Raw genomic sequence first — 20,102 nt, forward strand, 5'->3', positions numbered from 1 at the left:
GCTCGAAGCCGCCCGCACCACTTCTGCTTTCAGCCCCTCCGTCACTCCCCCGGGCGTCCGCCCAGGGCAGCCGGACAAACGCCGGACGGGCTGGAGAGGTCCAGCCCGTCCGGGGTCCCGCCAGCTCCTTGAGACCTCAGGGAGTTTTCCGGGACCCTAGTCCGTGAGGTTCACCGCGCGAGCGGACTCCGCACCGATCTCCTCGGCCAGTTCGTTCAGCACCGCCTGCGGGACGGTGTCATCCACCGTGAGGACGGCGAGCGCCTCGCCGCCCACGTCAGCGCGGGCGACCTGCATGCCGCCGATGTTGATGCCCGCCTCGCCGAGGACACGGCCGACGGTGCCGACGACACCGGGACGGTCCGCGTACCGCAGGACGACCATGTGCTCGGCGAGCGCCAGGTCGATGTCGTACCCGCCGATGGCGACGATCTTCTGCAGGTGCTTGGGTCCGGCCAGCGTGCCGGAGACCGAGACCTCCTCGCCGCCGGTGAGCGTGCCGCGCACCGTGACCACGTTCCGGTGGTCCGGGGACTCCGAGCTCGTGGTGAGGCGGACCTCGACGCCACGCTCCTGGGCGAAGAGAGGCGCGTTCACGTAACTCACGGTCTCGTCGACGACGTCCTCGAACACGCCCTTGAGCGCGGAGAGTTCGAGCACCTTCACGTCGTGCTGGGTGATCTCGCCGTACACCTCGACGTCGAGGCGGGCCGCCACCTCGCCCGCGAGGGCGGTGAAGATCCGGCCGAGCTTCTCGGCGAGCGGCAGACCCGGACGCACGTCCTCGGCGATGACGCCGCCCTGGACGTTCACCGCGTCCGGGACCAGCTCACCGGCGAGGGCGAGGCGCACCGACTTGGCGACGGAGACACCCGCCTTCTCCTGTGCCTCGTCCGTCGAGGCTCCGAGGTGCGGCGTGCAGACGACCTGGTCGAACTGGAAGAGCGGGGAGTCCGTGCAGGGCTCCTTCGCGTACACGTCCAGACCGGCGCCCGCGACGCGGCCCTCCTTCAGCGCGGAGTACAGCGCCTCCTCGTCGACGATCCCGCCGCGCGCGGCGTTCACGATGCGGACGGAGGGCTTGACCTTGTGCAGGGCCTCGTCGCCGATCAGACCGACCGTCTCGGGGGTCTTGGGCAGGTGCACGGTGATGAAGTCGGAGACCTCGAGCAGCTCGTCGAGGCTGAGGACCTTGACGCCCATCTGCGCGGCGCGCGCGGGCTGTACGTACGGGTCGTACGCGACGACCTTCATGCCGAAGGCGCTCATGCGCTGGGCGACGAGGGCGCCGATACGGCCGAGGCCGACGACACCGAGGGTCTTCTCGGCGAGCTCGACGCCCGTGTACTTCGAGCGCTTCCACTCGCCGGCCTTGAGCGCCTGGCTGCCCTGGGGGATGTTGCGGGCCGTGGCGATGAGCAGGCCACAGGCGAGTTCGGCGGCGGTGACGATGTTCGAGGTGGGTGCGTTCACCACCATCACGCCCGCCTTGGTGGCGGCGGACACGTCGACGTTGTCCAGGCCCACACCCGCGCGGGCGACGACCTTCAGCTTCTTGGCGGCCGCGATGGCCTCGGCGTCGACCTTGGTCGCGGAGCGGACCAGAATCGCGTCGACGTCGGCGATGGCGGGCAGCAACTCGGCGCGGTCCGCGCCGTTGCACTGACGGATCTCGAAGTCCGGGCCCAAAGCGTCGACAGTCGCGGGCGACAGCTCTTCAGCGATGAGTACGACCGGTTTGCCGTTGGCAGCAGTGCTCACGTGAGTCCTCACAAGTCCAATGCGGACGGCCGTCCCGACGGCCGCATGCGGTGGAGGGTGCTAGCCGCGTGGAAGACGCACGACGCTGTGGGCCTGACGCGTTTGTTGAAAGCAGTGTAGTGGCGCGGCGGGGGCCGTCTTACGCCTCCGCGGAAGGATCACTCGTCCGTGGCTGGACGAGGTGGACAACGCCGGAGGGAGATCGCTCCCTCCGGCGTTGTCCTCAGTGCCTCAGGCCTCTTCGTCGACCCACGACATGAGCTTGCGGAGCTCCTTGCCGGTGGTCTCCAGGAGGTGGTTCTCGTCCTGGGTCTTGTACTCGTTGTACTTCTTCAGACCGCCGTGGTACTCGTCCATCCACTGCTTGGCGAAGGTGCCGTCCTGGATCTCGGTGAGGACCTTCTTCATCTCGGCCTTGGTGGCGTCCGTGATGATGCGCGGGCCGGTGACGTAGTCGCCCCACTCGGCGGTCTCGGAGATCGACCAGCGCATCTTCTCCAGGCCGCCCTCGTACATGAGGTCCACGATCAGCTTCAGCTCGTGGAGGCACTCGAAGTACGCGATCTCCGGCTGGTAGCCGGCCTCGGTCAGCGTCTCGAAGCCCGCCTTGACCAGCGCCGCGGTGCCACCGCAGAGCACGGCCTGCTCGCCGAACAGGTCGGTCTCGGTCTCCTCGGTGAAGGTCGTCTTGATGACGCCCGCACGCGTGCCGCCGATGCCCTTGGCGTACGAGAGAGCCAGCGCGAAGCCGTTGCCGGTCGCGTCCTGCTCGACGGCCGCGATGCACGGAACGCCGCGGCCCTCCTCGTACTGACGGCGGACGAGGTGGCCCGGACCCTTCGGGGCGACCATGCAGACGTCGACGCCCTCGGGGGCCTTGATGAAGCCGAAGCGGATGTTCAGTCCGTGACCGAAGAACAGCGCGTCGCCGTCCTTGAGGTTGTCCTTGATGGACTCCTCGTAGACCTGGGCCTGGATGGGGTCCGGGACCAGGATCATGATGACGTCGGCCTCGGCGGCGGCCTCCGAGGGAGTCACCACGCGCAGGCCCTGCTCCTCGGCCTTGGCCTTGGACTTGGAGCCCTCGTGCAGACCGACGCGGACGTCGACACCCGAGTCACGGAGCGACAGCGCGTGGGCGTGGCCCTGGCTGCCGTATCCGATGACCGCGACCTTGCGGCCCTGGATGATGGACAGGTCGGCGTCGTCGTCGTAGAACAGCTCGGCCACTGGAAATCTCCTATGTGTGCTGGTGTTGCGACCCACCGTACGGCGGGCGGGGGGAAGAAAGTTTTCAGGTCTCGCCATCCGGGCGGGCCCTGTGGGTGGTGCAGGCCGGTTCAGGCCGAGCGGTCGAGCGCCCGCAGGCTGCGGTCCGTGATGGAGCGCGAGCCGCGGCCGATCGCGATGGTGCCGGACTGGACGAGCTCCTTGATGCCGAAGGGTTCCAGCATCTTGAGCATCGCCTCCAGCTTGTCGCTGGAGCCCGTGGCCTCGATGGTGACCGCCTCGGGCGAGACGTCCACGGTCTTGGCGCGGAAGAGCTGGACGATCTCGACGATCTGCGAGCGCGTCTCGTTGTCGGCGCGGACCTTGGCGAGGACCAGTTCGCGCGCCACGGCGCCGGCCGGCTCCAGTTCGACGATCTTCAGGACGTTGACGAGCTTGTTGAGCTGCTTGGTGACCTGTTCGAGCGGCAGGTCCTCGACGTTCACGACGATGGTGATGCGTGAGATGTCGGGGTGCTCGGTGACGCCCACGGCGAGGGAGTCGATGTTGAAGCCGCGGCGGGAGAACAGGGCGGTGATCCGGGCGAGGACACCGGGCTTGTTCTCGACCAGGACGGAGAGCGTGTGCTTGGTGGACATGACTCGTTCTCTCTCTTTCGCTCTCGGTCTCAGTCGTCTTCGTTGTCGCCGAAGTCGGGGCGGACCCCGCGGGCGGCCATGACCTCGTCGTTCGAGGTACCGGCGGCGACCATCGGCCAGACCTGGGCGTCCTCGTGGACGATGAAGTCGACCACGACGGGGCGGTCGTTGATGGCATTGGCCTCGGCGATGACCTTGTCGAGGTCCTCGGGGCGCTCGCAGCGCAGCGCCACGCAGCCCATGGCCTCCGACAGCTTCACGAAGTCCGGGACGCGGGTGCCCTTGTTGGGGCCGATGTCCTCGGGACCGCTGTGCAGCACGGTGTTGGAGTAACGCTGGTTGTAGAACAGCGTCTGCCACTGGCGGACCATGCCGAGGGCGCCGTTGTTGATGATGGCGACCTTGATCGGGATGTTGTTCAGGGCGCAGGTGGTCAGTTCCTGATTGGTCATCTGGAAGCAGCCGTCGCCGTCGATCGCCCAGACCGTGCGGTCGGGCGCACCGGCCTTGGCGCCCATCGCGGCCGGGACCGCGTACCCCATCGTTCCGGCGCCGCCGGAGTTGAGCCAGGTGGCGGGCTTCTCGTACTGGATGAAGTGGGCCGCCCACATCTGGTGCTGGCCGACGCCCGCCGCGAAGATGGTGCCCTCGGGGGCCATCTGGCCGACCCGCTCGATGACCTGCTGCGGGGAGAGCGAGCCGTCCTCGGGCTGGTCGTACCCCAGGGGGTAGGTGTCGCGCCAGCGGTTGAGGTCGTTCCACCAAGCGGTGTAGTCCCCCCTCTGGCCCGCGGTGTGCTCGGCCTGGACCGCCTGGATCAGGTCGGCGATGACCTCGCGGGCGTCTCCGACGATCGGCACGTCGGCGGCGCGGTTCTTGCCGATCTCGGCCGGGTCGATGTCGGCGTGGACGATCTTCGCGAAGGGCGCGAAGCTGTCCAGCTTGCCGGTGACGCGGTCGTCGAAGCGGGCTCCGAGGGCGACGATCAGGTCGGCCTTCTGCAGCGCGGTGACGGCGGTGACCGCACCGTGCATGCCCGGCATTCCCACGTGCAGCTCGTGACTGTCGGGGAATGCGCCGAGCGCCATCAGTGTGGTGGTGACGGGCGCTCCGGTGAGTTCTGCGAGGACCTTCAGCTCGGCGGTGGCGTTGGCCTTCAGGACGCCGCCGCCGACGTAGAGGACGGGCCGCTTGGCGGCGGTGATCAGCTTGGCGGCCTCGCGGATCTGCTTGGCGTGCGGCTTGGTCACCGGGCGGTAGCCGGGCAGGTCCTGGGTGGGCGGCCAGCTGAAGGTGGTCTGCGCCTGCAGCGCGTCCTTGGCGATGTCGACCAGGACAGGCCCGGGGCGGCCCGTGGAGGCGATGTGGAAGGCCTCCGCGATCGTCGCCGGGATGTCCTCCGCCTTGGTGACCAGGAAGTTGTGCTTGGTGATCGGCATCGTGATGCCGACGATGTCCGCCTCCTGGAAGGCGTCCGTGCCGATCGCCTTGGAGGCGACCTGGCCGGTGATCGCGACCATGGGCACGGAGTCCATGTGGGCGTCGGCGATCGGCGTGACGAGGTTGGTGGCACCGGGGCCGCTCGTCGCCATGCACACCCCGACCTTGCCGGTGGCCTGCGCGTATCCGGTAGCCGCGTGGCCCGCGCCCTGCTCGTGCCGGACCAGGATGTGACGGACGCGGGTGGAGTCCATCATCGGGTCGTACGCGGGAAGGATGGCGCCGCCGGGAATGCCGAATACCGTGTCGGCCCCGACTTCCTCGAGAGAACGAATGAGGGACTTCGCACCCGTGACGTGCTCGACGGGCGTCGACTGCTGTCCTGAGGATCGGGGCCGCGGCTGCGGATGGTGGGCCCCGGTGGCCTGCTCGGTCATCGGCATTCTCTTCTCGAAGCTGAGGGTTTTTGCGGGGTTTTTGCGGGGGTTTGGCAGGTGCCGGTGCAACAAAAAACCCCTCGTGCCGTGGGGCAAGCGAGGGGAGCGCGTCGGAGCGAGTGCAGGGATTCCGGTGTTCGGACCGGTGAGTCCCAGCTTCAGCCGACGCGCTTTCCAAGTACGAGAATTCGGGTGCGCATGGCATTGACCCTCTCCCCAGCGCACAGTGCCTGTCAAGTAGGTGGGATGGGGGTCTCATTATGTGAGCGGGCGAAGGGCTCCGCACCTCCTCCGTACGCCATGGGAGGGCCACCCGCGAGGACCGGCTCCGCGGGCCCGTGCGGGACCGGATACCGCCCGAGCGTCAGCGCACGGCGCAGGCGGTACTCGTCGAGCGGCCCGGAGAACGCCATGCCCTGCCCGTGCGTACAGCCCATCGCGCGCAGGGCGATGACCTGCTCCGGGAGGTCGACGCCGTCGGCCACCGAACGCAGCCCCAGGTCGGTGGCGATGCGCAGCAGACCGGAGGTGATCTTGTGCAGCCGGGCGGACTCGACGACGCCCTCGACGAGACCGCGGTCCAGCTTCAGTACGTCGACGGGGAGCCGCCGCAGTGCGGTGATGGCGGCGTATCCGCTCCCGAAGCCGTCCAGGGCGATGCGTACGCCGAGCCTGCGCAGGGACGTCAGCCTGCGCTCCAGGTCGTCGAGGGATACCCGGGGGTCGCTGTCGGCGAGCTCGATGATGAGCGCCCCGGAGGGCAGGCCGTGCCGGGTGAGGAGCGCCTCGATGGAGCCGAGCGGCATGGAGCGGTCCAGGAGGCGCCGTGCGCTGATGCGGACGGTGACCGAGGTGGCGTGCCCCGTACGGCCGCGCTCCGCGGCCTGCTGGACGGCCTCCTCGATCATCCAGCGGCCCAGCTCGGCGGCGCGGGCGCCCTCCTGGGCGTCCGAGGCGTCGGCCACGCGCAGGAACTCGGCGGGCGTGAAGAGGATGCCCTGCGCCGAGCGCCAGCGCGCCTGGGCGGCGACGGAGGTGATGCGGCCGTCGTCCAGGGAGACCACCGGCTGGTGGAGCAGCGCGAACTCGCCGTCGTGCAGGGCGGTGCGCAGCCTCGTCGCCAGCTCCGCCTTGCGTACGACGTCGGCCTGCATCTGGGGTGCGTACAGCTCGACGCGGCCCTTTCCCGCGGCCTTGGCGCGGTACATCGCGAGGTCGGCGTTGCGCAGCAACTCGCCGGCGCCGATGCCTGGTTCGGCGAAGGCCACGCCGATGGAAGCCGCCACGCGGACGTCGTTCCCGTCGATCGCGTAGGGCTGGGAGAGGGTGATTCTGAGACGGTCGGCGAGTTCGTAGATGTGCTGCTCGCGCGCGGCCTGGTCGCGGGTGCCGTCGCCCACGATGAGCGCGGCGAACTCGTCGCCGCCAAGCCGGGCCGCGCAGTCCCCGGACCTGACGGCCTCCTGAAGGCGGCGGGCCGCCTGGATCAGGAGCTCGTCCCCCGCTTGGTGGCCGATGGTGTCGTTGACCGCCTTGAAGCCGTCCAGGTCGATGAAGAGCACGGCCGTACCCCGGTCGGTGACCCTGCGACCGGTGAGCGCCTGGCCCACCCGGCGGGTGAACAGGGAGCGGTTGGGCAGGTCGGTGAGCGGGTCGTGCTCGGCGTTGTGCTGCAACTGCGCCTGCAGGCGGACCCGTTCGGTGACGTCGCGGCTGTTGAAGAGGAGCCCGCCCTGATGGCGGTTGACCGTGGACTCCACGTTCAGCCAGTCTCCGTGGCCGGACTTGAAGCGGCACTCGATGCGGGTCGTGGGCTCGTCGGCGGGGTTCGCGGTGAGGAACCTGCGGACTTCGTGGACCACGCGGCCCAGGTCCTCGGGGTGCATGAGCGAGGCCAGTTCGGAGCCGACGAGCTCCTCGGCCTCGCGGCCGTAGACACCCGAGGCGGCCGGGCTGACGTAGTGGAGTATGCCGTTCGGAGCGGCGATCATGATGACGTCGCTCGAACCCTGGACCAGGGAGCGGAAGTGGTTCTCCTTCTGGGCCAGTTCCTGGGTGAGGGTGATGTTGTCCAGGAGCATGATGCCCTGGCGCACGACCAGGGCGAGCACGACCGTGCCCGCGGTGAAGAGGACCACTTGGTCGACGCTGCGGCCGCTGAGGACGTTGTAGAGGACCCCCAGCGTGCAGACGGCGGCGGCGAGATAGGGCGTCAGCGCGGCCAGCGATCCGGCGATCGGGCGGGTGGCCGCGGTCCGCGCGTCCTCGGGGACTTCGTCGTGCCGCACGCGCGCATCCTTCTGCGCGACGTCCTCGCGCTTGCGCCAGGGCGCCGCCCAGGGCGCGTACGCGAGGAGCAGTGAGCCGGCGAACCACCCCGCGTCCAGCATCTGCCCCGAGCGGTAACTGGCGTGCAGGAGGGGCGAGGTGAACATCGCGTCGCACATGACGGTCAGCGCCAGTGCGCTGATCGCCGTGTTCACCGCCGTGCGGTTGCCGGATGACCGTCTGAAGTGCAGCGCGAGGACCATGCTGACCAGCGCGATGTCGAGAAGCGGATAGGCGAGCGAGAGCGCGGCGTGCGCGACGGTATGGCCCTCGAACTGTGCCGTGTGCGCGAGCGCCAGGCTCCAGGAGAGCGTGAGCAGCGAGCCGCCGATGAGCCAGGCGTCCAGCGACAGGCAGACCCAACCGGCTTTTGTCACCGGGCGTTTGGCGAGCACGAGCAGACCGATGATGGCGGGCGGCGCGAAGCAGAGGAAGAACAGGTCGGCGAGGCCCGCGCTCGGCACCGGTTGCTCCAGCACCACCTCGTGCCAGCCCCATACGCCGTTGCCCAGGGCCGCCATCGCGGAGGAGAGCGCGAACAGCAGCCATGCGGATCGAAAGCGGCTGCGCCGGGTCCTTGAGTACCGGAAACAGGAGACCGCGGCGACCGCGGCCGCGGCGCTCAGGCCGAAATCACCCATGATCAGGGCGACCTTGGTCGATCCCCAGCCGAACGCGGCCCCGGTGGCGTATCCACCGCAGACCACGAGGAGGGCGACCTGCGAGACGAGACTCGCGCCGGAGGCGGGGCGCCGGGTCAGGGGCGGGCCGGACCGCATCGGCACCGTCAGCCCTCCGCCGCCCTCCAGGGCGGTGGCGGGTGACGGGCGGGTGCTCACCGGGCCGCCCTGGTCCGTGTTGCGCCCGCGTCCGTCCGCCTCCCGTGACTGATCGGCCCCGGAAGGTCGCACGCGCGAGTGCCGCGCGTCCGGCTGCGAGCCGGTGCGCTTGAGAGTCGCCGCCTGCGGCCTCGCAGCGTCGGATGGTTCGCCCATTGGCCGTCCATCACCCGTCGCCCCCCTTGCGTCTGTCTGTCTCGTCCCCGGCGCCGACGAACTCTCCACGGCGCAGCCCCTGTCGGGACGATACACCAGCCTCGTCACTCAGGGACATAGCTTCTCTACGCTCCGTGACTACCGAAGCAATCATGGACACGGGGCGCACACAAACAGGTGCGGAGTGTGCTCGATCGGTCGCCGACGACCGAGAGTTGCTGGACTACTCGATTGTCAAGACGACGTTCCCGAGAGGTTCCCCGGCCGCGAAACGGGTCAGCTGCGCGGCGAGCAGGCGCTTGGCGCGTGGCTGGAAAGCGGAGGTCGATCCGCCCACATGCGGGCTGATGAGCACGCCAGGAGCCTGCCACAAGGGGTGACCCGCGGGCAGCGGTTCCGGGTCGGTGACATCCAGGGCGGCGGTGATCCGGCCGCTCTCCAGTTCGGCCAGGAGCGCCTTGGTGTCGACGACTGGGCCGCGCGCGACGTTCACGAGCAGTGCGCCGTCCTTCATGCGGGCCAGGAAGTCGGCGCTCACCAGGCCACGGGAGGTGTCGGTGAGGGGCGTGGAGAGGATGACCACGTCGGCATCGGGCAGCAGCGACGGCAGCTCGGCGAGCGGGTGCACGGGGCCGCGCTCCGTGGCACGGGCGGAGCGCGCGACGCGCGCCACCCGCGCGCACTCGAAGGGGGCGAGCCTGTCCTCGATGGCGGAACCGATCGATCCGTATCCAACGATCAGCACGGACTTGTCGGCGAGCGCCGGATAGAACCCGGACCGCCAGTCCTCCTGCCGCTGTCCCTCCACGAACCGCGGGATGCCGCGCAGGGACGCGAGGATCAGGGCGAGCGTCAGCTCGGCCGTGCTGGCCTCGTGCACTCCCTTGGCGTTGCACAACCGCACGCCGGGCGCGAGGAACTGGAGCCCGGACCGCATCTGGTCGACCCCCGCGGAGAGCGTCTGCACGGCGCGTACGGATGTCATCTCCGGCAGCGGCCGTACGGCGACCTCCGGGCCCTTGAGATAGGGCACCACGTAGAACGCGCAGTCGGCCGGGTCCGCGGGGAACTCCGGGCCGCCGTCCCAGAAGCGGTAGTTGATCTCCGCGTCGGCTGCCCGGGGCAGGCCTTCGATCTCGTCGGCGGCATAGGGGAGCCATACATCTTTCGTCATGGTCAGGAGGCTAATGCGAGGAGGCCGCACGCCACCTGGGGGGAGGCAGAGGTTACGTTGGGGGCCGCTCGGACATGAGGTGGGAGGGCACGGCCAGGTGGACCGCAGGACGATCGGCGCGGCAGCGCTCGAGGTGGGTGCGGTCGGGCTCGGCTGCATGCCGATGAGCTGGGCGTACACCGGCTCACGGCAGCGCGGCGAGGAATCGCTGCGCACCGTGCACGCCGCGCTCGACCAGGGCTCGACCCTGCTGGACACGGCGGACATGTACGGACCGTTCACCAACGAGCTGTTGGTCGGCAGGGCGCTGAAGGAACGGCGGGCCGAAGCCTTCGTCTCCACCAAGTGCGGGCTCCTGGTGGGCGAGCAGCACATCGTCGCCAACGGCCGCCCCGGTTATGTGAAGCGGGCCTGTGACGCGTCACTGCGGCGGTTGCAGACCGAGACGATCGACCTGTACCAGCTGCATCGCGCCGATCCCGAGGTGCCCGTCGAGGAGACGTGGGGCGCGATGGCCGAGCTCGTCGCCGCGGGGAAGGTACGGGCGCTGGGGCTGTGCGCGGTGGGGGCGCGTGCCTCACGGCGCGAGGGCAGGGGGATGCACGAGGGGACGATCCGGCAGCTGGAGCGGATCCAGCAGGTCTTTCCGGTCAGCGCGGTGGAGGCCGAGCTCTCGGTGTGGTCGCGAGAGGCGCTGGAGACGCTGCTGCCGTGGTGTGCGGCGCGTGGGGTGGGGTTTCTGGCGGCGATGCCGTTGGGGAACGGTTTCCTCACGGGGACGCTGACGCCGGGTCAGGGGTTCGAGCCGGACGACCTGCGGGCCCGGCACCCCCGTTTCACCGCCGAGATGATGGCGGCCAACCAGCCGCTGGTGGTGGGCCTGCGCCGGGTGGCCGAGCGGCACGGGGCCACCGCGGCGCAGGTGGCGCTCGCGTGGGTGCTCGCGCAGGGCCGCCACGTGGTGCCTGTCCCGGGGGCCAAGCGGGAGCGCTGGGCGGTGCAGAACGCGGGGGCGGCGTCGCTGCGGCTGACCGAGGCGGACCTGGCCGAGATCGCGGCACTGCCGTCGGCGATGGGATCCTGGGAATGACATCCGCGAGTCGGTGATGCGGGGTGGGGAACCTGCCGGAGCCGCGCGGTGTATGAACAGGAGAAGCGCTGCGTCGAAGGGAACCTGATCGTGCAACGACCTGCTGTCACGGCCGCATTGGCTGCCGCCGCCCTCGTGCTCACGGCCGGTTGCTCGTCCGGGGGCTCGGACACGCCGGAGAACGGAAAGAGCGCCGAGTCGAGCCCCGCGAAGTCCGCGGGGACGTCCTCGGGCAAGCCGCGCGCCGGCGACGCCCCGCCGGAGAAGGGGTCGGCGTCGGTCACCAAGACACTCACCGAGGACCTGAAGTCGCCGTGGGGCCTCGCACCGCTGCCCGGCGGGGACCTGCTGGTGTCCTCGCGCGACGAGGGCACCATCACCCGCGTCGACGGCAAGACGGGCAAGAAGACCGAGCTTGGCTCGGTGCCCGGTGTCTCCCCCGCCGGAGAGGGCGGCCTGATGGGCCTGGCGCTCTCTCCTTCGTACGCGTCGGACCACATGGTCTACGCGTACTTCACCACCACATCGGACAACCGCGTCGCCCGCATGCTGTACGACGAGAAGAAACCCTCGGGGCAGCAACTGGGCGCGCCCGACACGGTTTTCAAGGGCATCCCCAAGGGCGTGGTCCACAACGGCGGCCGGATCGCCTTCGGTCCGGACAAGATGCTGTACGCGGGCACGGGCGAGACGGGTGACACGGGACTGGCCCAGGACAAGAAGTCGCTGGGCGGCAAGATCCTGCGCCTGACCCCGGACGGCGAGCCCGCCCCCGGCAATCCCTTCGGCGACTCCCCCGTCTATTCGTACGGGCACCGAAACGTGCAAGGTCTGGCCTGGGACGAGGAGAAGCGGCTCTGGGCGGCGGAGTTCGGCCAGGACACCTGGGACGAGCTGAACGAGATCAAGGCAGGCGACAACTACGGCTGGCCCGAGGTGGAGGGCAAGGGCGACGAGGAGGGCTTCAACGACCCGGTGGCCCAGTGGAAGACCTCCGACGCCTCCCCCAGCGGCATCGCCTACGCCGAGGGATCAATCTGGATGGCGGGCCTGCGCGGCGAGCGGCTCTGGCGCATCCCGGTGCGCGGCGTGGAAGGCACCGTGGAACCCCAGTCGTTCCTGGAAGGCAAGCACGGGCGCCTGCGCACGGTCGTGGCCGCGGGCGGGGACAAGCTGTGGCTGGTGACGAACGAGACGGATTCCCGGGGCACACCTGAGAAGGGGGACGACAAGATCCTCGAGGTAACGGTGAAGTAGTAGCGAACCAGCCCTGCCGCGGGGTGCTTCTGGGGCGAGGGGGGCGCGGACTCTCTGCCGGGCTCGGGCTCGGGGCGTCTCGGTCGGGGCGTCTCGGTCGGGGCGTCTCGGGGCGGGCTAACGCTCGGGGGTGGTGTCTGAGGTGGGCTCGGCTTCTGTCGGGTCCGGGGCAGCCTGATGGGGCATCTTCACCACCACCTTGCCGGAGGTCAGGTCTATCGGGCCGCGGCTCGGGTCGCCGTCGGCCACGTCGACCCGGCTCAGCTCCAGCCGCTTCTGCTCGTCGTCCGTGTGTTTACGGCCGGGCTGGAAAAGCTCGATCGGGTTGAACACTGCGCCTCCTGGCGGCCGGGTTCCTCCCTCCAGCGTAAGCGAGCGCCCCGCGAACCCACCGGGACCGAGGAAAGCGCAGGTCAGCCGGTGGGCTGTGCGCGTTCCGCGGGAAACAGGCGCAGGCGGTGGGCCAGGGCCGCCGCCTCGCCCCGGCCGGCGACGCCCAGCTTGGCGAGGATGTTGGAGACGTGGACGCTCGCCGTCTTCGGGGAGATGAAGAGCTCCTCGGCGATCTGGCGATTGCTGCGGCCCGCGGCCACGCGGCGGAGCACGTCGCGCTCCCGGCTGGTGAGGCCGAGCGCCTCGGCGGGGTCGACCGGCGTGAGGTGAGGGCCGGCCGGCTGGTGATCACCGTCGTCCAGGGTGAGGCGGGCGCGCTGGGCGAGCCCGGCGACGGACTCGGCGAGGGGCCGGGCCCTCAGCCGCTCGGCGGTCTCGCAGGCCTTTCGCAGCAGCCCGGCGGCACGCTCGCGATCCGCTTCGGTGCCCGCCCCGGCCGTGGCCGCGAGGAGGGACTCGGCGAGGCGGAGGCGGACGCGGGCCAAGTCGTAGGGACGGTCCAGGGGTTCGAACGCGGCGACCGTGGCGGACCAGTCGGCGGGGGTGTCGCGGTCCTCGGCCCGCAGCAGTTCCGCGCGTACCCACTTCTCGTGGGCGACCCAGACCGGCACGGGTGAAGGGAGGTTCTTGGCGACCCGGCGGATGCTGTCGATGGCCTCGGCACGACCGGGCTCGGCGGCGGGCAGGCCGCGCGTATCGGCCTCCGAGGTGGCGGCGGCGAGCAGGAGGAGCCAGGTGTAGCGCTGGGTGCCGGGCGGGAAGCCCGCGGCCAGGGCCCGTGCCAGCTCGGCGCGGGCGGCGGCGACACCCGCCGCGCGGTCGGGGTCGGCGGCCGCGATGCCGATGGCGGCGGTGACCATGGGCAGGGAGTACTGCGGCATGAGGTCGTGAGAGCCGTAGTGGCCGCGAGCGGCGGCCAGTTGGGCGGCGGCTTCGGCCATGTCGCCGCGGCCGAGGGCGACGGAGGTGAGCTGCAGGGCCGCGCCGCCCCGCGGCTTGACGCTGAGCGCACCGCGGCGGGCCGCCTCGGAGGCGTCGACCGCCTCGTCCCAACGTCCCAAGGAGACAAGGGTCTCCGCCTTGTTGACCTGGACCCAGCTCTCGGTGTCCGTGAGGCCGTACTTCCGGCAGAGCGCGAGGCCCTGATCGCTGACCTGCAGTGACTCAAGGGAGCGGCCCGCGCCTTCGAGCACGGACGGCAGGTTGACGTGGATGTGCGGGATGCGGGAGACCAGGCCGGGCGGCGCCACGCAGCGATCCCTCACCTCGTACATCTCCGCGAGCCCGTGCTCGACGTCGCCCGCGTCGACCATGAGACCGCCGAGGATGAGCCGGGCGTTGAGTTCGATCTCCTCCGCCTTGACCATCCGGGCGTATTCGACGGCTCGCTGGGCCGCGGCCAGGGTCTCCTCGCCGGGGTTGTGGAGCATGCCCCAGGAAGCGACGTTGGTCAGGACCTCGGCGTGCACCTCGGACGGCGGGAGACCGCGGACCAGCTCCTGCGCGGTGGCGATCTCCGCCCAGCCGTCGCCGCGGGCGAGCGTCGAGGTGAGCCGGGAGCGCTGGATCCAGAACCAGGCGGCACGCAGGGGGTCCGGCTCGTCCTCGAGGAGCCGCAGCGCACGCTTGGTGATCTTCAGGGCGCGCTCCCGCTCCCCGGAGAGGCGGCCGGCGACGGCGGCCTCCGCCATGAGGTCGAGGTAGCGCAACGGGGTGGTTTCGGGGTCGCAGCCGCTGGGGGTCCCCCCGCGCCCTTCAGGCGGTGGGGGAGGGTAGACCTCGGCGTAATCGAGGGGGCGCAGGGCGAGGCGTATATCCTCGGGGGCGTCGTCCCACAGCTCCATCGCCCGTTCGAGCAGGCGCAGTTGCTCGGAGTACGCATAGCGGCGGCGGGCCTCGACGGAGGCCCGCAGGACCGCGGGGAGCGCCTTCGCCGCGTCGTGCGCGTGGTACCAGTAGCTGGCGAGGCGGGCGGCGCGCTGGTCGGCGGCGACGAGCGAGGGGTCGGCTTCGAGGACTGTGGCGAAGCGGCGGCTGATGCGGGAACGCTCACCCGGCAGCAGGTCGTCGCCGACGGCCTCGCGCACCAGGGAGTGCCGGAAGCGGTAGCCGTCGCCGTCGGGCGACGGCAGCAGGATGTTGGCGCCGACCGCGGCCCGCAGCGCCTCGATCAGGTTGTCCTCCGCGAGCCCTGCGACCGCGGCGAGCAGCGGGTACTCGACGGTCGAGCCGCCCTCGGCGACGATCCTCGCCACCCGCTGGCTGTCCTCGGGCAGCTCTTCGACGCGTACGAGAAGGAGGTCGCGCAGGGAGTCCGTGAGGCTCGCGCAGCTGCGGCCGTGCGAGGCGACGGCGAGCTCCTCGACGAAGAAGGCGTTGCCGTCCGAGCGGTCGAAGATGTCGTCCACCAGGGTCTGCGCGGGCTCGGCGCTGAGGATTCCCGCCATCTGGCGGGCCACTTCCCCCTTGCTGAAGCGGGACAGTTCGATGCGCCGCACCGTGCGCAGGCGGTCGAGCTCGGCCAGGAGCGGACGCAGCGGGTGGCGGCGGTGGATGTCGTCGGCGCGGTACGTCGCGACGACGACGAGGCGGCCGCTGCGCAGCGTGCGGAAGAGGTAGGCGAGGAGGTGGCGGGTGGAGGCGTCGGCCCAGTGCAGGTCCTCCAGGGCGATGACCACCGGGCGGTCGGCGGCGAGGCGCTCCAGGAGGCGGACGGTCAGCTCGAAGAGGCGGGCCATGCCTTCCTCGTCGTGCTGGGCGTCGGTGCCACGGCGGCGCTGCGGCGCCTCACCCAGTTCGGGCAGGAGCCGGGCGAGCTCGCCCTCCTGGTCGGCGACCGCGGCGTCCACCTCGTCGGGGAGCTGGCGGCGCAGGGAGCGCAGGGCGCTGGAGAAGGGGGCGAAGGGCAGGCCGTCCGCGCCGATCTCGACGCAGCCACCGAGCGCGACGACGGCGCCTTCGGCGCGGGCCGCCGCGGTGAACTCCTCGATGAGGCGGGTCTTGCCGACGCCCGCCTCACCGCCGAGCAGCAACGCCTGCGGCTCGCCCGTGCCGGGGGTCGTTCCCTTGGCACGGGCGAGTGCGTCGTTCAGTACGCCCAACTCGTCGGAACGGCCGACGAACACGGGGCTTACGGACCTGGTCTCCACAGCGGTGAGCATTGCACAGGGTGAGTGCTTGGTGGCAGCGGATATCCCGAGGGGTGAAACAGCCGCTTCGGTCGCCGCCGCTGCCCTCATCACGCGACCCGGGTGAAGCGGCTTCTCCACTGGGGCGTTTTCACCCGCCCCTCGGTTTCGTGGTCGGGCGAGCGGCGGGCGGCCTTGGCCTCGCGGGCCTCGCGCAGGAGGCGGCGGCGGTCGGCCTCGCGGGCGAGGTCGGCGGCGCGGAGCTGGTGCATCTCGTACTCGAACATGAGGGACTCCCTGGCTTTCTGGCTTCTGAGCTCCGACTACTGAGCTCTGACTTCCGGCTCTGGCTTCGCAGTTGGCGGTCCGTGGTCCGGGGTCCGCGTCCTGCGATGCCTTTACTTTCGTCTGCCAGGCAGGGGTGGCACATCGGGAGAGTGCCTCATCTTGAGCGGATGGGGGGCCTTAGGAGGTGCTGAGGGGGCCTTAGGGACCTGAGCGCAGAACGCCGGAGGGGCTGGAAACCCAGCCCCTCCGGCGATCAGAACCCCGCGCGTCCCTAACTGGCCGACGGCAGACCGTAGATCAGGTCCGAGTACTTGGCGATGGCCAGCAACAGGCCGATGACGCCCAGGGCGACACCCGCCCAGGCCACCGACTTGATCCACGGTGCCTGTACCTGGTCGGGCGCACCGAACGCGGGCCTGACCAGGACGACGAACCCGACGACCAGCGCGGTGAGCGCGAAGGCACCGGCGATCAGCGCCGTGACGTGCCAGGAGTCGCCGTACAGGGCCTGGATCTGGTCGGCTACGCTCGCCGACTGCTTGGTTTCGAGCTGCCCGACGATGTTCGAGCGCGCCGCGGCGACCGTGCCGAGCCAGCCGCCGGACAGGCCGATCACACCCAGAGCGGCGGAGACGACGGCCGCGGCGCCCTGGAACACGCCGGTGGACTTGGCCGGAGCGACCTCGTCCACCACGACGAGCTCATCGGCGTCGTCGTCCTCGACGGCGTCCTCGGCCGGGGCCTCGCCGTCGGCGGTCTTCTCCACCTTGACGGCGTCCTTGTCCCCGGTGGCCCCGGTGGCCCCGGTGTCCGCGGCCTCCGGCTCTGCGGGCTTGGCGGCCGCCTCGGCCGCGGTCTCGTCCTCTGTCTTAGTTCCCATGCCCCGCACCGTACGGACGGTATCTGAGAGCTTTCTTAACGAGCCGATTCCCCGGCGTTCAAGGCCTCCCGCGCCTTGCGCCACTCCGGCGCGAGCACCGACCACACCTCCATGTCGTGGCGGACCCCCTGCCAGGGGAAGCACTCCCGCAGCACCCCGTCCTTGGTCATGCCGAGCCGCTTGGCGACGGCGATGCTGGGCTGGTTCGCGGTGGACGCCATCCACTCCACGCGGTGCATCCCGCGCTCGTCCACCGCCCAGTCGATGAGGATCCGGCTCGCCCTGGTGATCAGACCGCGCCCGGCCGCCGACGGCTCCAGCCAGACGCCGATCTCGCAGCTCTCCATGGCCGTGTCGAAGATCCGGAAGAGCACGCCGCCGACGAGCGTGCCGTCCAGCCAGATGCCGTACAGGCGCCCCGTGTCGGCGGCCTGCTTGTCGGCGAACACCTGGAGCAGTTCCCGAGCCGAATCCAGGTCTTTCGCCCGCACGGTCAGGGGTACCCACGGCCCCGCGTACTCCCGCGCACGCTCGACGTGCGCGAGGAACTCCGCTGCCTGCCACGGCTCGATCGGCCGCAGCTCAGCGCCCTCGCCCAGCGATATCGCGAACATTCCGCTCCTTCAATCCGTCCGGAAGCACGTCCGGGTCGCCCTGCGCCGCCCGGTGTTCCGGGATCCTCGCAGCAACGACCGCCGAACTCGAACGACATTCCGGCGGCTCGATGCTGATGCGCGGCAGGCGGCGGTCGAGGCCGCGCGGCAGCCACCAGTTGGCGTCGCCCAGCATGTGCATCAGGGCGGGCACGAGCAGCGTGCGCAGGACGAAGGCGTCGAGTGCGACCGCGGCCGCGAGGCCGATGCCGAACATCGCGATGACCCGGTCGCCGCTCAGTACGAAGGCGAGGAAGACCGCGATCATGATGACGGCCGCGGAGTTGATCACGCGGCTCGTCTCGGCGAGGCCGACGCGGACGGCCCGCCGGTTGTCGCCGGTCTCCAGCCACTCCTCGTACATCCGGCTGACCAGGAAGACCTGGTAGTCCATCGAGAGCCCGAAGAGGACCGACACCATGATCACGGGCAGGAAGGGTTCGATCGGTCCGGCCGAGCCGAGACCGAGCAGTTCGCTCCCCCAGCCCCACTGGAAGATCGCGACGACGACCCCGAAGGCGGACGCCACCGCCGCCACGTTCATCGCGGCGGCCTTCAGGGGGATGCCGATGGACCGGAAGGCGAGCAGCAGCAGGACGCAGCCGAGGCCGATGACCACGCCCACGAAGAGCGGCAGCTTGCCGACGATGATCTCCGCGAAGTCGTCGTAGCTCGCCGTGACACCGCCGACCAGCACGTCGAGCGAGGTGTCGGCCTCGGCCATCGGAAGCACGTCGTCGCGCAGCCGGTCGACGAGATCGCTGGTCCGCTGCGACTGGGGGGACGAGTCCGGTACGACGGTGACGTGGGCGACCGTGCCGTCGGCGCCATACGTGACGGGGCTGACGGAGGCGACGCCCTTGGTCGATTCGAGCGTATGGCCGAGGTTGGTCAGGGCGAGCCGGTCGCCCGCTCCGTCGACGTCCGTGACGAGCGTGAGGGGGCCGTTCACGCCGGGGCCGAAGCCGTCCGCGAGCAGGTCGTAGGCCTGCCGTGTGGTGGCCGACGCCGCATTGTTGCCCTGGTCGGACGTGCCCAGGTGGAGGGAGAGCGTGGGCAGGGCGAGCAGCGCCATCACGGCGACGGCGACGCCGCCGAGCAGCTTCGGGTGCCGCTCGACGAAGGCGGACCAGCGGGCGGCGAGACCGGTGGGCAGCTCCGGGGCCGGGCCGTGTTCGGCGAGGTTGCGCCGTTCGCGGCGGCTGAGCGCGCGCGGTCCGATCCAGGACAGGAGCGCGGGCAGCAGGGTCACCGAAGCGGCGACCGTGAGGAGCACGGTCAGCGACCCCGCGATCGCGACCCCGTTGAGAAAGCTGAGCCGCAGGATGAGCATGCCGAGCAGCGCGATGCAGACGGTGGCGCCCGCGAAGACGACGGCGCGCCCGGTGGTGGCGACCGCGCGCTCCGCGGCGACGGCCACCGGAAGGCCCTGTTTGAGGCCCTTGCGGTGGCGGGTCACGATGAACAGCGCGTAGTCGATGCCGACGCCGAGCCCGATCAGGGTGCCCAGCATCGGCGCGAAGTCCGCGACGGTCATGAGGTGCCCGAGCAGCACGATGCCCGCGTACGCCGTGCCGACCGACACCAGCGCCGTGGCGATGGGCAGGACCGACGCGGCGAACGAGCCGAAGGCGAGGAAGAGCACGACGGCGGCGACGGCCACCCCGACGATCTCGGCGGTCTGCGCGCTCTTGGACTCGGTGAGGGCGACGGCGCTGCCGCCGAGCTCGACGTCCAGGCTGTCGGTGTCGGCCGCCTTCGCGATGTCGACCAGGGCCTGTGCGTCCGCCTCGGCGATGGCGTCGGCCTGCTCGTGGAAGGTGACGGTCGCGTACGCGATCGTCGCGTCGCCGCTGATCTGTGCGGCGCCGCGCTCCGCGTACGGACTGCTGACGGAGGCCACCGCCGGCATCTTCACGATCTTGTCGAGGGCGTCGGTCATCGTCTGCTCGACGTCGGCGGCGCGCACCGTCGTGCCCGCCTCGGTGCGCCAGACGACGGTGTTGCTGTCGCCGCCGAGACCTTCGAACCCCTCGTGCAGGAGCTCGGTCGCACGGCCGGACTCGGTGCCCGGCACCTCGTAGTCGTTCGAGTACGCGGATCCGGCGAGCGCCGCGGCGCTCGCGGCACCCGAGAGGGCGATGAGCCAGAGCAGAACTGCGAGAAGGCGGTGCTTCACACACCACCGTGCGAGTGCTGCCACTGACCGGCTCCCTGGGGGTGATTCGTGGATCTTTATCGGGAACAGTCGTGAATGTACTGAACAACCCGCAAAGAACGTATGAGCGACGACATGTTCGCCAGAGATACTTTGACAGGGCCTGGAGATCGTTGGTCCGGTTCGTGGGTTTCCTCACAAGAGCACAAAGGGGGTGCGAGGCCCCACCGGGACCTCGCACCCCCTGAGAGC

General features: G+C 70.5%; 14 protein-coding genes. 2 read left to right on the forward strand and 12 right to left on the reverse strand.

The features are described from left to right. Window positions 1-156: 156 nt before the first annotated feature. The 6 genes from serA to AB0I94_RS19290 all read right to left on the reverse strand — a co-directional run bounded on the left by serA (window position 157) and on the right by AB0I94_RS19290 (window position 10,003). Window positions 157-1,761, reverse strand: coding sequence for a phosphoglycerate dehydrogenase (gene serA / locus AB0I94_RS19265; protein ID WP_363310755.1), 1,605 nt, complete (start codon window positions 1,759-1,761; stop codon window positions 157-159). Window positions 1,762-1,992: 231 nt separating this feature from the next. Next, the gene (ilvC, locus tag AB0I94_RS19270) at window positions 1,993-2,991 is read right to left on the reverse strand and encodes a ketol-acid reductoisomerase (protein WP_363310756.1); all 999 of its coding nucleotides are present in this window, start codon (window positions 2,989-2,991) and stop codon (window positions 1,993-1,995) included. A gap of 110 nt (window positions 2,992-3,101) precedes the next feature. After that, window positions 3,102-3,629, reverse strand: a complete 528-nt coding sequence (ilvN, locus tag AB0I94_RS19275) for an acetolactate synthase small subunit (protein ID WP_160507374.1) — start codon at window positions 3,627-3,629, stop codon at window positions 3,102-3,104. Window positions 3,630-3,658: 29 nt separating this feature from the next. Next, window positions 3,659-5,506 (reverse strand): acetolactate synthase large subunit, encoded by a 1,848-nt coding sequence (locus AB0I94_RS19280; protein ID WP_363310757.1) that lies wholly within the window; start codon window positions 5,504-5,506, stop codon window positions 3,659-3,661. A gap of 233 nt (window positions 5,507-5,739) precedes the next feature. Further along, complete coding sequence (locus AB0I94_RS19285) at window positions 5,740-8,613, reverse strand: EAL domain-containing protein (protein ID WP_363310799.1); 2,874 nt, start codon at window positions 8,611-8,613, stop codon at window positions 5,740-5,742. 439 nt (window positions 8,614-9,052) lie between these two features. Continuing rightward, the gene (locus AB0I94_RS19290; protein WP_363310758.1) at window positions 9,053-10,003 is read right to left on the reverse strand and encodes a 2-hydroxyacid dehydrogenase; all 951 of its coding nucleotides are present in this window, start codon (window positions 10,001-10,003) and stop codon (window positions 9,053-9,055) included. A gap of 97 nt (window positions 10,004-10,100) precedes the next feature. Between AB0I94_RS19290 and AB0I94_RS19295 the strand changes: the two genes are divergently transcribed. Beyond that, window positions 10,101-11,093 carry an aldo/keto reductase gene (locus AB0I94_RS19295; RefSeq protein WP_363310759.1) on the forward strand — a complete coding sequence of 331 codons (993 nt, stop codon included), beginning with the start codon at window positions 10,101-10,103 and terminating at the stop codon, window positions 11,091-11,093. Between the two features lie 90 nt (window positions 11,094-11,183). Continuing rightward, on the forward strand, window positions 11,184-12,350 hold the full coding sequence (locus AB0I94_RS19300) for a PQQ-dependent sugar dehydrogenase (protein ID WP_363310760.1): 1,167 nt from the start codon (window positions 11,184-11,186) through the stop codon (window positions 12,348-12,350). 117 nt (window positions 12,351-12,467) lie between these two features. Here the strand turns inward: AB0I94_RS19300 and AB0I94_RS19305 are convergent, their stop codons facing one another. The 6 genes from AB0I94_RS19305 to AB0I94_RS19330 form a co-directional block, all read right to left on the reverse strand. Next, window positions 12,468-12,683 carry a DUF6191 domain-containing protein gene (locus AB0I94_RS19305; RefSeq protein WP_363310761.1) on the reverse strand — a complete coding sequence of 72 codons (216 nt, stop codon included), beginning with the start codon at window positions 12,681-12,683 and terminating at the stop codon, window positions 12,468-12,470. An 80-nt stretch (window positions 12,684-12,763) separates the two neighbouring features. After that, complete coding sequence (locus AB0I94_RS19310) at window positions 12,764-15,904, reverse strand: AAA family ATPase (protein ID WP_363310762.1); 3,141 nt, start codon at window positions 15,902-15,904, stop codon at window positions 12,764-12,766. Window positions 15,905-15,981: 77 nt separating this feature from the next. Beyond that, window positions 15,982-16,158: a hypothetical protein gene (locus AB0I94_RS19315; RefSeq protein WP_363310763.1), complete on the reverse strand. Its 177-nt coding sequence runs from the start codon at window positions 16,156-16,158 to the stop codon at window positions 15,982-15,984. A gap of 272 nt (window positions 16,159-16,430) precedes the next feature. Continuing rightward, window positions 16,431-17,039 carry a hypothetical protein gene (locus tag AB0I94_RS19320; protein WP_363310764.1) on the reverse strand — a complete coding sequence of 203 codons (609 nt, stop codon included), beginning with the start codon at window positions 17,037-17,039 and terminating at the stop codon, window positions 16,431-16,433. A 35-nt stretch (window positions 17,040-17,074) separates the two neighbouring features. Next, on the reverse strand, window positions 17,075-17,653 hold the full coding sequence (locus tag AB0I94_RS19325) for a GNAT family protein (RefSeq protein WP_363310765.1): 579 nt from the start codon (window positions 17,651-17,653) through the stop codon (window positions 17,075-17,077). After that, window positions 17,622-19,895, reverse strand: a complete 2,274-nt coding sequence (locus tag AB0I94_RS19330; RefSeq protein WP_363310766.1) for an MMPL family transporter — start codon at window positions 19,893-19,895, stop codon at window positions 17,622-17,624. Before AB0I94_RS19330 ends, AB0I94_RS19325 begins: the two co-directional genes overlap by 32 nt. Window positions 19,896-20,102: the final 207 nt, after the last annotated feature.

The organism is Streptomyces sp. NPDC050147 (genome assembly GCF_040660195.1).
Taxonomy (GTDB): Bacteria; Actinomycetota; Actinomycetes; order Streptomycetales; family Streptomycetaceae; genus Streptomyces.